This is a genomic window from Arthrobacter sp. zg-Y919 (assembly GCF_030142045.1).
Taxonomy (GTDB): domain Bacteria; phylum Actinomycetota; class Actinomycetes; order Actinomycetales; family Micrococcaceae; genus Arthrobacter_B.
In genome coordinates this window covers 2,233,056-2,245,982 of record NZ_CP126242.1, presented here as the reverse complement: position 1 = coordinate 2,245,982, position 12,927 = coordinate 2,233,056, and the positions used below count along the sequence as shown (strand labels likewise).

9 protein-coding genes and 1 tRNA gene are annotated in these 12,927 nt (G+C 66.4%); 8 read left to right on the top strand and 2 right to left on the bottom strand.

Annotated elements, in window-relative coordinates:
• Positions 1-137: 137 nt before the first annotated feature.
• From QNO10_RS10510 to QNO10_RS10495, 4 genes are all read left to right on the top strand, one after another.
• Entirely contained in the window at positions 138-1,331 is a 1,194-nt protein-coding gene (locus tag QNO10_RS10510; protein WP_229950382.1) for a YlbL family protein, read from the top strand.
• Positions 1,332-1,543: 212 nt separating this feature from the next.
• Entirely contained in the window at positions 1,544-4,534 is a 2,991-nt protein-coding gene (locus QNO10_RS10505) for a UPF0182 family membrane protein (protein WP_442860280.1), read from the top strand.
• 140 nt (positions 4,535-4,674) lie between these two features.
• A tRNA-Met gene (locus QNO10_RS10500) sits at positions 4,675-4,748 on the top strand.
• A gap of 81 nt (positions 4,749-4,829) precedes the next feature.
• On the top strand, positions 4,830-5,336 hold the full coding sequence (locus QNO10_RS10495; RefSeq protein WP_229950384.1) for a DUF6328 family protein: 507 nt from the start codon (positions 4,830-4,832) through the stop codon (positions 5,334-5,336).
• 61 nt (positions 5,337-5,397) lie between these two features.
• On the opposite strand, the gene QNO10_RS10490 is transcribed toward QNO10_RS10495, so the two are convergent.
• Both QNO10_RS10490 and QNO10_RS10485 read right to left on the bottom strand, forming a co-directional pair.
• Positions 5,398-6,135 (bottom strand): PspA/IM30 family protein, encoded by a 738-nt coding sequence (locus QNO10_RS10490; protein ID WP_229950386.1) that lies wholly within the window; start codon positions 6,133-6,135, stop codon positions 5,398-5,400.
• A gap of 102 nt (positions 6,136-6,237) precedes the next feature.
• A complete protein-coding gene (locus QNO10_RS10485; RefSeq protein ID WP_229950387.1) occupies positions 6,238-8,358 on the bottom strand; it encodes a TPM domain-containing protein in 2,121 nt (706 codons plus the stop codon).
• 343 nt (positions 8,359-8,701) lie between these two features.
• Here QNO10_RS10485 and QNO10_RS10480 point away from each other — a divergent pair, with 343 nt between their 5' ends.
• From QNO10_RS10480 to QNO10_RS10465, 4 genes are all read left to right on the top strand, one after another.
• Positions 8,702-10,111: a S1C family serine protease gene (locus tag QNO10_RS10480; protein ID WP_229950389.1), complete on the top strand. Its 1,410-nt coding sequence runs from the start codon at positions 8,702-8,704 to the stop codon at positions 10,109-10,111.
• A gap of 199 nt (positions 10,112-10,310) precedes the next feature.
• Positions 10,311-11,150 carry an electron transfer flavoprotein subunit beta/FixA family protein gene (locus QNO10_RS10475; RefSeq protein ID WP_229950395.1) on the top strand — a complete coding sequence of 280 codons (840 nt, stop codon included), beginning with the start codon at positions 10,311-10,313 and terminating at the stop codon, positions 11,148-11,150.
• A gap of 59 nt (positions 11,151-11,209) precedes the next feature.
• Positions 11,210-12,154 (top strand): electron transfer flavoprotein subunit alpha/FixB family protein, encoded by a 945-nt coding sequence (locus QNO10_RS10470; protein ID WP_229950396.1) that lies wholly within the window; start codon positions 11,210-11,212, stop codon positions 12,152-12,154.
• Position 12,155: 1 nt separating this feature from the next.
• Positions 12,156-12,899 carry a PIG-L deacetylase family protein gene (locus QNO10_RS10465; protein ID WP_229950398.1) on the top strand — a complete coding sequence of 248 codons (744 nt, stop codon included), beginning with the start codon at positions 12,156-12,158 and terminating at the stop codon, positions 12,897-12,899.
• Positions 12,900-12,927 lie beyond the last annotated feature (28 nt).

The following is a 12,927-nucleotide window of genomic DNA, read 5'->3' as shown; positions in this document are numbered from 1 at the left end:
AGCGTGTTTTCGTTCGCTGTAGGCAAAGCCGGCCCTGCACGTTCGGTTCGGTTGCCGGGCGTAGGCTTGCAGGGTCGGCGGTCGGGTATCGGGTGCCGGCTCCGTACAGCACACGAGCGCAGGAAAAGGTTGGTCAGTTGCGCCACTCTCACGACGACAGCAGCACCGCAGCGCAGGACGGGCCGGGCACACCGGCCGCACCGGCCCCGCAGCCGGACGGCAGCTACTCCGTCTACCCATACCAGGGCCTGGGCAGCGGCCGCCCGGCACCGGCCAAGCGCACGCCGCGCACCCGGGCCATCCTTGTTTCCGGAGCGCTCGCCGTCGTACTCGGTGCCGCCGGGCTGCTGCTGCCGGCGCAGTACGTGGTGGAATCTCCCGGGCCGACGTTCAACACACTGGGCAGCGCCGGGGACGCGGAGATCATCGAGATCGAGGGACAGCGGACGTATCCGACGGACGGTGAACTGGACCTGACCACCGTGTACGTTTCCGGTGGCCCCAGCACCAACATCAGCATCTTCCAGGCTGTGGGCGGATGGGTGGACCAGGACGACGTCGTGTACCCCACCGAATTCCTCTACGCTCCCGGAACCACCAGCGACGAGGTGGATGAGGAGAATGCCGCCGCCATGACGTCGTCCCAGGAATCCGCAGTTGCTGCTGCCCTGACGCAGCTCGACATCGGTTTTACGCAGGAACTCACTGTGGCGGCCGTGGTGGAAGGCTCACCTGCCGAAGGAGTGCTGCAGCCGGGGGACACAGTGGTTGCGGTGGGGGAGACCAGGATCGAAGGCATCGACAGCCTGCGTGCTGCCCTGAACGACGGCGGAGGGTCAGCCGCGCAGCTCACGGTGCGGCGGGACGGGACCGAGGTCTCCGAATCCGTCACCCCGCGGCAGTCCGACTCCGGTGCCTACCAGCTCGGCATCGAACTGGCCACTTCCTTTGAGTTTCCGTTTGACGTGAGCATCGGTGCGGGCATGGAGAAGGTGGGAGGTCCGTCCGCGGGGATGATGTTCGCCCTCGGGATCGTGGACCGGCTGACTCCGGGCGCCTTGACGGACGGCAGGCATTTCGCCGGAACCGGAACCATCGACGCGGCGGGAAATGTTGGGCCCATCGGGGGAATCAGGCAGAAACTCATTGGCGCTTCCGACGCCGGGGCCGAGTTTTTCCTGGCCCCGGCGGACAACTGCGGCGAGGTCGCCGGGCACATTCCCGACGGCCTGGACGTGGTGCGGGTGTCCACCCTGGACGAGGCCATCCAAGCGGTGGAAAAGCTCGCCGCCGGCGGCAGCGCGTCGGACCTCCCGCAGTGCACCCCCTAGAAGTGGACGGCCGTGCCTAGTTACGATCGGGACAAGGTTGTTTCCGGCACCGGATCGAAGTGGCCGCCAAAGAGCAATCCAAGGCAGAATGATTCACGGACGGCTTCCGGCCGTCCGGCGGGCAAACAGGGCCGGAATATATGTCCTGGCATTGTTCCCGCCGGTGCAGTCCGGAGCGGCCGCCAGCCGACGCACCGAACGATGAGGTAACTGTGACTTCCGGACCAAACGGCCCATTTTCCCGACCCGGCACGGCCACGGCCGTCGGCAGGCGACGACGGCGGAGTCCGCTGATCGCGACGCTGATCGTCGTTGCCGTGCTTGTCATTGGTTTTGTGTATTTCTCCCAGGTCTACGCAAACGTCCTCTGGTACAACCAGCTGGGCTACCTGGAAGTGTTCGTCAAGGAGAACCTGACCCGGATCTCCATGTTCCTCGCGGCCTTCCTCGTGATGGCCGCCGGAGTGTTCACCAGCATCCGGGTTGCCTACGTCTCGCGGCCCATCTACGCGCCCGACAGCGCCCTCCAGGACAACCTGAACCGGTACCAGGCCCAGCTTGAGCCGGTCCGCAAGCTGCTGATGATCGGTATTCCGCTCGTGGTCGGCGGCTTCGCCGGCACGGCGGCCATGTCGATGTGGCAGCAGGCGCTGCTCTTCTTCAACCGGCGCGACTTCGGGAAAACGGACCCGCAGTTCAACCTGGACTACAGCTTCTACCTGAACACCCTGCCCTTCATCGGTTTCCTGGTGGGCTTCCTGATCAGCGTCGTGGTGATTTCCGGGATTGCCGGCCTCCTGACGCATTACCTCTACGGCGGCATCCGCCTGGAAGAGAAGGGCGTGTTTGTCAGCCGCCCCGCCCGCCTGCACCTGGCCATCATCGCCGCAGCCTTCCTCCTGCTGCAGGGCGTCAATTTCTGGCTTGACCGCTACGACACCCTCCTGAGCACCTCGGGGACCTGGACCGGCGCGCTCTACACGGATGTGGAGGCAGTCATCCCGACCAAGGCCATCCTGGCCGTGGCCTCGGTGATAGTCGCAGTGCTGTTCATCCTTTCCGCCGTCATCGGCCGCTGGCGCCTGCCCATCATCGGCACCGCAATGCTGATCATCACGGCCATCGTCGCGGGCGGCGTCTACCCGTGGATTGTCCAGCGCTACCAGGTCCAGCCTTCGGAACTGAGCCTCGAACGCGAGTACATCCAGCGCAATATCGACATGACCCGGGAAGCCTACGGGCTCGCCGATACCGAGGTCATTCCCTACGACGCCACGGTGAACGCCAACGCAGGGGCCCTGGAACAGGACGCGGGGACCACCACCAACATCCGCCTCCTGGATCCCAATGTCGTCTCCGACGCCTTCGGCCAGCTGCAGCAGTTCCGCCAGTATTACCAGTTCCCCCAGACCTTGAACGTGGACCGCTACGAAATTGACGGCGAGATCCAGGACACCGTCATCGCTGTCCGTGAGCTGAACGTCGGAGGCGTTCCCAGCGGCTGGGTCAACGAACACGTCCTCTACACCCACGGCTATGGAGTGGTCGCCGCGCGGGGTTCCACAGTCGCTCCCGACGGCAAGCCGAGCTTCATGGAATCCGGCATTCCCTCCACGGGCGTCCTCACCGACGGCGGGGACTACGAGCCGCGGATCTACTTCGGCGAAAACTCTCCGCAGTACTCAGTGGTCGGTGCCCCTGAAGGTGCCGCCCCGGTGGAGATCGACCGGCCGCAGACCGGCAACTCCGAGGAAGAGTCGCAGACCACCTTCAGTGGTGAAGGCGGCCCGAGCGTCGGCAACCTCTTCAACCAGCTGGTCTACGCAATCAAGTTCCAGTCCACGGAACTGCTTCTCGCGGATGCCATCAATGAAGAATCACAGATCCTGTACGACCGGGACCCGCGTGAGCGGGTCGAAAAGGTCGCCCCGTACCTGACGGTGGACGGCAATGCCTACCCGGCGGTCATCGACGGGCGCGTGAAGTGGATCGTGGATGGCTACACCACGAGCAAGTACTTCCCCTACTCGACCCAGCAGGAACTGCAGGACGCCACCACGGACTCACTGACCCCGGGTGCCGCAGCGCTCCCGCAGGAACAGGTGAACTACATCCGCAATGCCGTGAAGGCGACTGTCGACGCCTATGACGGTTCCGTCGAGTTGTACGCCTGGGATGACGAGGATCCCCTGCTGCAGTCCTGGCAGAGTGTGTTCCCCTCCACGCTGAAGCCGTACAGCGAGATGTCCGAGGACCTGATGGCGCACGTCCGCTACCCGGAAGACCAGTTCAAGGTCCAGCGGGAACTACTCGGCAAGTACCACGTCACCGACCCGGACTCCTTCTACAAGAACGACGACGCGTGGAGCGTTCCGAGCGATCCCACGGGTGGCAACGCCGACGTCAAGCAGCCTCCGTACTACCTGTCGCTGCAGATGCCGGGACAGGATGAGGCAACCTTCTCGCTGACGACGCCGTTCATCCCCTTCGTGAGCGAAGGCGGCGACCCCCGCAACGTGCTCTACGGCTTCCTCTCCGCGGAGGCGGACGCAGGCACCGGGGAACCGGGTGTCAGGAGCGAGGACTACGGCAAGCTCCGGCTGCTGGCGCTGCCCACGGACACGGCCGTTCCCGGGCCGGGACAGGCGCAGAACACGTTCAACTCCGATCCCACCGTGTCCAATGCCCTGAACCTCCTGCGCCAGGGTGCGTCGGAAGTCATCAACGGCAACCTGCTGACCCTGCCGGTCGGCGACGGCATCCTGTATGTCCAGCCCGTCTACGTCCAGTCTTCAGGTGAAGCGTCCTACCCGACGCTGCAGCGGGTCCTGGTGAACTTCGGCGAGAAGGTGGGCTTCGCGCCGACCCTCGACGAAGCGCTGAACCAGATCTTCGGTGGAGACTCCGGAGCCGCCACGGGTGACGCCGGCAATGTCGGTGCCACCCCTCCGACGCCCGAGGGCGGGGGAGACGGAACGGCCCAATCCGACCTGGCTACGGCGCTGTCCGATGCGGGCCAGGCTATCCAGGATGGCCAGAGCGCCCTCGGACGCGGTGACTTTGCCGCTTACGGTGAGGCGCAGAGCCGGCTCCAGGACGCCATCGCCCGGGCCACCGAAGCCCAGGAACGCATGGAAGGCGGCGAAGGCGCCGACGAATCCGGTGCCACCGCCCCGGCGGAGGACGGCGACGGCGGCAGCTAGCACAGCGGCCGCGGGGAACGGCCGGCGGCGGATTGATCTCCGCCGTCGGCCCCCACCCCCCCGGAGTTCCGCGGGGCTGCAGGCTCCCGCATCAGCGGTTTGCGCCCGGGACCAGCGGCGGGTAGAGTTAGATATCGCGCCGCGGGGTGGAGCAGTTCGGTAGCTCGCTGGGCTCATAACCCAGAGGTCGCAAGTTCAAATCTTGCCCCCGCAACAAAGGAAAGTCCCTCGAGGATCCGAAAGGAACCTCGAGGGACTTTTGTTTTGCCCCGGTGAGCAGGAACTACACTGCACTATGGGCAATACCCCGGCGGAACGGGACCCGGAACGCGATGAAACCCCGCTGCAGAAACAGGACCGGAACTGGACGGACCTGCTTCAGGAACTCCGGGTGCTCCAGACCGGAATCCAGATCCTGACCGGTTTCCTGCTGACGCTGCCGTTCCAGCAGCGCTTCACCACCCTGAACCCGGTCCAGGTGGGAATCTACCTGTCCCTGGTGGTGCTGTCGGTCCTTGCCACGGCCCTGCTGCTGTCGACGGTGGTTATGCACCGTACATTCTTCCAGCGGCGGATCAAAAGGGATCTCGTCGACAGTGCCGACCTGCTGCTGCGCATCACGCTGGTGTTGGTCGGGCTGATCCTCGTGGGCACCATCGGCCTGGTATTCGACCTGGTGCTCGACGGCGCCGCGGGCGCCGTAGCCGCAGTGTCCGTGGCGGTTATGGTCGGCCTGCTTTGGCTGCTTCTGCCCCTTGTCCTGCGCCGGCGTGCCCTGCAGCGCCGCAGAGCCGATCAGTAGGACAGCGGAAGGGCGGGCGCCGTAACGGTGCCCGCCCTTCTGCTGTACGGAAGTGGAGCGGTTAGTCCTCGATGGCGGACTGCTGCGTGCCGGATGACTTCAAAGCGGCCAGGCGCGCCTCCACCTCGGTCTGCTCGCCGAGATCCTCCAGGGACTCGAACTGGGCGTCAAGGCTTGACGAGGCCAGCTCGTTGGCGCCGCGGACGCGCGCTTCCTCGCGGCGGATCTTCTCTTCGAAGCGGCCAACCTCGGACGTGGAGTCCATAACGTCGATGCTCTTCATGGCATCGTGCATCTGCGTCTGGGCCGAGGCATTGCGGGCGCGGGCAATGAGTTCATCGCGCTTGCTGGTCAGCTGGTCCAACTTGCCCTTCATCTGGTTCAGTCCGGTCTTGAGGCGTTCAACGATCTCCTCCTGGGAGGCGATCGTCGGCTGCGCACCCTTGGCTTCGTTTTCGGAGGCAATCTGCCGCTGAAGGGCAACCTTGGCGAGGTTGTCGAACTTCTCGGCGTCGGCGGTGTTGCCGGCAGCCCGGAACTCGTCAGCCTTGCGGGAAGCGGCCAGGGCCTTGTTGCCCCAGTTCTGGGCGTTCTGGATGTCCTCGTTGTAGTCGTCCTGGAGCATCCGGAGATTACCGATGGTCTGGGCGACGGCGCTCTCGGCTTCGGCGATGTTGTTGCTGTAATCCCACACCATCTGGTCGAGCATCTTCTGCGGGTCCTCGGCCTGGTCGAGGATGGCGTTGATGTTGGCCTTGGCCAATTGAGTGATACGTCCGAAAATCGACTGCTTAACCACGGTGTCTGCCTTTCAATCTGCTGTGCTCGGAAAAATCCCGCGTTCGCCATGAAACGTTACGGGTACATCTTGGTGTAGTTTTGCGCCTTTGACCCGGGCAGGCTAGAAGTTTCCACCGGACGAGCCGAAGCCGCCGCCGCCGAACCCGCCGCCGCCGCCGAATCCGCCTCCACCGAAACCGCCGAATCCGCCGCCGCCCCATCCGCCGCCGTGCGAGCCGCCGCGGAGGATCGAATCAATGAGGATACCGCCGAGGAGTGCGCCGCCCAGCCCGTTGCCGCCGCCGCCGAATCCGCCTCCGCCGAAGCCACCACCGCCGCCGAAACCGTCAACGTCCTGCTGCGCCATTTCCGCAGCCTGCGCTGCCAGCGTATTGGCCTGCTGGGCGTAGGCAAGGGCACTCACCGGATCGCCGGACTGCATGGCGATGGCCTGCTGGAGGTTCCGTTCGGCCTCGGCCAGGCGGGTGCGTGCCTCGCTGCCCACACCGCCGCGGCGTGCCCTGATGTAATCGGACGTGCCGGAAATCTGGGCCTGAGCGGCCATGACGGCGTGCTGCAGGGAATCGCGGGCCCGCCGCTCCTGCTCCTGACGGTCCCGGATCCCCTCCAAAGCAGCGTCAAGCTGGCTGTTGGCTGTCTCCAGCCGGCGCAGCAGGTCAACCGGATCTATGGGGCCGGCGGAGGTTGACTGCTTCACGGCGTCCAGTGCGGCGCGGACCCCCGCCACCGGCCCCGCGAGCCCGGGAGTGGAGCCGCCGGCGGCAATGGCACCCGCCTGTGCCAGGTCCTGATTGGCATCAGCCACGGCACGCTGCAGTTCCTGCCGTGCCGAGCCCAGCTCCTGGCTGCGCTTGTCGATCGCATCGAGCAGGACATTGGCCTGGTGCACCGACTCTTCCGCGGCGCGTACGGAAACCACCGCGGATGACGTGTCGCCTTCGGCCAGTTTTTCGTTCGCCGTTGCCGCGGCACTGGACACGAAGGCCAGCCGCTCATGGGCCTGGTCGATATTGTCGCTGACCTGGCTTACAGCCGAGGCTGCGTAACGTGAGCGCAGCGCATCCAACGTCGCGGCTGAGGTGCTCAGGCGGGAAGTGGTCTCCTCCGCTGCCGCCTGGGCCGACGACAGGGCGGCCGGTGCATTCTTCTCCAGTTCCCGGAGGGAATCGAACTCTTCCTTATGCGCCTGCAGCGACTCGTTCACTGCCTCGCACCGGCGGATGATTTCCTTCAGCCAGGTGCGCTGCTGCTGTTCCGTGTCCGGGATGTGGTCGTCGAGCTGCTGCTGCAGCTTGAACGACTCGCCCATGTGCGCCCGTGCGGCGGCGAGGTCGTCGGAGAAGGTGGTGACCGCGCCCTCGCCGTAGGCAGCCATGGCGAAACCCAGTTCCTGTTCGCTGGACTTGATCGCATCATCGGCGGCCACCAACAGGCTTCCTGCCCGCTTGCGGAGGTCCGGCACACTCATGGTGTCCAGCGGATCCACTGGTTCCGCCGGCCCCTGCTGCTGCACGGGTACGGCTGCTGCCGACTTGCGCCGCCGGCTGCGGATCAGCAGGGCAGTACCCAGTCCACCCGCAACGACGACGCCGCCGACCACCAGGGGAGCGACGTCGGCTCCGCCCGCTTCTTCGGCTGCGGCGACTTCCCCTTCACCGCCCCGGGCGATGTCTTCCAGCGACTCCGCGGCATTCACCGCACTATTTGCCCACTGGGCGGAGGTGATGTCCTGCGAACCCAGCAGCGGGTCGGTGGCCGCCGCGAGGATGGCGTTGCGGCGGGTCTGGTTCAGGACACTCTGGTCCCCGGTGGAAACCTGGATCTTGCGGTCCTCGGTGGCGATACTCAGGAGGGCTTCCTTGCTGCCCATACCCTTGCCGCGGACTACCTGTTCAGACCAGGCGGCGGGGTCTGACGGATTCGTGAAGGAATCCACATACACGACGTAGAGCGTGTAGCCGCTGTTCCGCTGTACCTCGGAAATCGCCTCTTCCACCTCGGAAGCATCGCTGCCGAGAACATCGGCGGGGTCTACGACGTACTCGCCCGGTGGAATCCGGACCGGAGATTCGGCAGGAACGTTGACCGCCGCAGGGACCAGTGCGGCTCCGGTGCGCCCGGCAGCGGCCGCATCCGCGGGTCCGGCAACGGCAGCGGCCGGGAGCAGGACCGTAACTGCACTCAGGCCGAGTACGGCCGCCCAGCTGTTCCGTGACCGCATAAACTTTTCCTTTGGTTATTTATCTCGTTCGGTGCTCGGTGCTCGGTACCGCAGGGGAGGGGTGCAGATGGGGCCCCCCGGACCTTGGTACCGATTCTATGGGCCGCCCCATGCCCCGTCCACCGGGTCCGGGCGGCGGGTCCACCCGGGGGAGGGCCGCAATGCTCTTCTGACCTGCGCTTTTACTGAATCCCGCGAACGGTCACCCTGGGCCGCGGCGTCCGGGATTTTCACAGCGGACATCCAGCATTCGTCCCCGAATGTCCCAGCCGACGCTGTCATAGTGGTTACAACAATGTTGTGGCTACACCATGGGTAACCGAACCTTGAAAGGACAACCCACATGACTGAGCAACACGGCGGGCATGACGTACCGGAGCGCCCGCTGCCTCCCCGGCCGGCGACGCCGCCGTCGTCATACACGGGGTCCACAGAGGGACAGTCGGGCGCCGGATACGGCACTGCCGCACCCGGGGGAACCTACGGGCCCTACGGATCCCAGGGCAGCGCCTTCTCCAGCCCGGCCGGTGCCGCACCGGCCGGCGAGTCCCGGGCAAAGAAGTTCGGAGCCGGAACCCTGGTCACCGGCATGCTGCTTGCCGGGCTGCTCGGCGGCGGGGTGGCGGTCGGAGCCGACGCGTTGATGGACAGCAACAACACTGCCGGCCAGTCCGGCCGGTCCGAGACTGTCGTTGTCAACGACAAGGACAGCGTCAATGCCGTCACTGCGGCGGCCGTGAAGGCTTCACCGAGCGTGGTCACCATCGAAGTGGCCGCCTCCGGCAGCACCGGCACCGGGTCAGGGATCATCCTGGACGATGACGGGCATATCCTCACCAATACCCACGTGGTGACGCTGGGCGGGACCGCCGGCGATCCCGTGGTCGAAGTCCAGACGTCCGACGGACGGGTCCTGACCGCCACCATCGTCGGCACGGACCCCGTATCCGACCTAGCGGTCATTAAGGTGGATGCCTCCGACCTGACGCCGGCCGCCCTGGGGGATTCCGGAAAACTGAACGTCGGTGACACCGTGATCGCCATCGGTGCGCCGCTTGGCCTGGCAGGTACCGTCACGGACGGTATCGTCTCCACGCTGAACCGCACCATCAGTGTCCAGTCCTCGGCCGCCCCGGAGGAATCCGAGAGCTCGGACGAACCGGAAGACAACGGCTTCGGCTTCCGTTTCGCTCCGCCGGATGGACAGTCGCAGGAGCAGAGCTCCGCGGAGAGCTCGATCTTCCTCAACGTCATCCAGACCGACGCCGCCATCAACCACGGCAACTCCGGCGGCGCGCTGGTCAACTCTGACGGCGAGGTCATCGGCGTGAACGTTGCCATCGCTTCGGCCGCCTCGGGTGCCGCAGGCGAGGACAGCGGAAACATCGGCGTCGGGTTCGCCGTCCCGATGACGTATGCGGAGCGGGTCGCCGAGGAGATCATCGCCAACGGATCCGCCACCCACGGCTACCTGGGTGTCTCCGTGACGCCGGCAACCGCGTCCGAATCGTCGTCGTCCTTCACCGTGGGCGCCGAAGTCGCCGACGTGGTGTCCGGATCGCCGGGCGAGAAGGCGGGCCTGCGCAAGGGGGACGTCGTGACGTCGGTGAACGGCATTCCAGTGACCGATGCCCAGTCACTGACCGCCGCGATCCGCATGCAGCCGGCCGGCGGCAAGGCCACCGTCGATTACACGCGCGGCGGCAACGCCGACACGACGGACGTTACGCTCGGGGATTCCGCCAAGCAGTAAGAGTGTCCGTTTCACCGGCCGCGTTGAACGCAAACAGAAGGGCCGCCTCCCGGAGCACCGGGCGGCGGCCCTTCTGTTTGGTGAAGGGAAACCCCGGCCAGTGTGTGATTAGCTTTAAACGCACCGCCCACAGGCGGGGGGCGTCGGCGGGAGGATTTCCCGGCCGCCGGGAACCGATTTTCCTACCGGAAAGGCCGGAATGCAGGAGTCAGCCACCCATCCGCTGAACATCGTCGTCTTGGTCAAGCATGTCCCCGACGCGCAGTTTGACCGGCACCTCACCGGGCCGGGGCACACCCTGAACCGTGCTGAGAGCATCCTTTCGGAACTGGACGAGTACGCCCTCGAAGCGGCGCTGCAGCTGGCCGAGGCCCGCGGCGGGGAGGCTGCGGGAAACCGGGTCACCGCGCTGGCCATGGGCCCGGCGGCGGCAGTCAACGCGGTGAAGAAGTCCCTGCAGATCGGCGCCTACGCGGGCGTGCACCTGAACGACGACGCCCTGGCGGGCTCCGATGCCGCCGGCACTTCGCTGGCCCTTGCCGCCGCGGTCCGGGCCATCGCCGATTCGCAGGGACCGGTGGACCTGGTCATCACCGGGATGGCCTCCACAGACGGCGAAACCTCCCTGGTGCCGGCCCAGCTCGCCGAACGGCTGCAGCTGGCACAGGTGACCTTTGCTTCCGAGCTGGACGTGGCGGACGTCGACGGCGTGCCCGTCGTGAAGGCCCGCCGCGACGGCGACTCCTTTACCGAGACCGTGGAGGCACCGCTGCCGGCCCTGGTTTCGGTCACGGACCAGGCCAACAGCCCGCGCTACCCGAACTTCAAGGGCATCATGGCAGCCAAGAAGAAGCCCGTCACCGTACTGACGCTCGCCGAGATCGGGGTGGACCCTGCACAGGTGGGCTTCGACGGTGCCTGGACGGCGGTAGCGGCTTCGGCTCCCCGCCCGCCGCGCTCGCAGGGAACCATCATCACCGATGACGGGACCGCAGGCGTGCAGCTGGTGGAGTACCTCGCCGCGCAGAAACTGATCTAACTTCCTGCATTGAACCGGCGCCTGCAGGCGCCCCCGCCTACGTCCCAAAGGAGCGCATCATGGCGTCCGTCCTGGTTTTTCTTGATGTTCCAGCCCTGCCCCTGCCGCGGGCTGCCCGTGAACTGCTGACCCTCGCCCGCACGGTGGGCGAACCTGTGGTCGCCGCTGCGCACCGCGCCGAGCCGGCCATGTTGGAGGCGCTCGCCGCCAACGGTGCGGTGAAAGTCTACGAGCCGGCCGGAGAGCTGGATACCGTCCTGGTCGCCGCGAAGGCCGCGTTCCTGGCGGACGCCGCGAACGCTGAGCAGCCGGCCGCCATCCTGCTCGGCAATTCCTTCGAGGACCGGGAGATTGCCGCCCGCGCCGGAATCAAGCTCGGCTCCGGGGTCATTACCGACGCCGTTGCGGTGGCACCTGACCTTGCCGTCACTAAATCCGTCCTCGCCGGGTCCTACACCTCGACGTGCCGGGTGCGGACCGGGACGCCCATCATCACGGTTAAGGCCAACAGTGTTGAACCCGCACCGGAGGTCCCGGCCACCTCCCTTGAGCGGGTCGAGGTGCCGCTCTCGGCAGCCGGTCCGGCAGCCCGGGTCACCGGCCGCTCCGGCAAGCGCGTAAGCGGCCGCCCCGAGCTGGCCGAAGCACGGGTGATCGTTGCCGGCGGACGCGGCATGGACGGCGACTTCGGCCCCGTGGAGGAACTGGCAGATCTGCTCGGCGGAGCGGTGGGAGCGTCGCGTGCTGCCACGGACGCCGGCTGGATCGAGCATTCCGCCCAGGTGGGACAGACCGGAAAGACGGTCTCCCCGCAGCTGTACATCTCCGCGGGTATTTCTGGAGCCATCCAGCAGAAGGCCGGTATGCAGACCGCCAAGGTCATCGTTGCGGTGAACAAGGACGCAGACGCGCCGGTGTTCGAGATCGCCGACTTCGGCATTGTGGGCGACGTGTTTTCCGTGCTGCCCCAGGCCGCCGAAGAGATCCGGAAGCGCAGGGCCTGACATGTTCCCGACGTCGGCTCCCGCCCGGGCCCTGGCTTTCGCCGCGCATCCGGATGACATCGACTTCGGTGCGGCCGGCACGTTGGCGCGCTGGGCCCGTGAAGGCACCGAAATCACCTACTGCATCATGACGTCCGGCGACGCCGGCGGGTTCGATCCCGCTGACCGTTCCAGCGTCAGCGCCGTGCGCAGCGGGGAGCAGTGGGAGGCCGCCCGGCAGGTAGGCGTGCGCGACGTCGTCTTCCTGGGGGAGCGCGACGGCTATCTGGAGGCCACCCACGCGGTGATCGCCCAGGTGGTGGAGCAGATCCGCCGGGTACGTCCCGACGTCGTGCTGTCCATGCACCCCGAGCGGAACTGGGACCGGCTCCAGGCAAGCCATCCCGACCATCTGGCCTGCGGCGAAATTGTCACCCGGGCGGTCTATCCGGCGGCCGAGAATCCCTTTGCCTATCCCGAACTCGCGGAGCGCGGACTCCAGGCGTACAAGGTGCCCTGGCTGTGGTTTTACGGTGCGCCGCGCGGGCGGGAAAACACCGCAGTTGATGTCAGCTCCACCGTGGACGTCAAACTGGCGGCCATCCGTGTCCACGCCAGCCAGCATCCGGACATTGAGGGCATGGACGCTTCAGTGCGCCGGTTCCTGCAGGACAACGCCCGCCGCCACGGCCTGCCTGAGGGTGCCAGCGCGGAAGCCTTCCACGCCGTTGGCGTGAACACTCCCGAGACCATCGCCGGGTTCTGACGGTTACAGCAGCCGCCGTTCCTGCCCG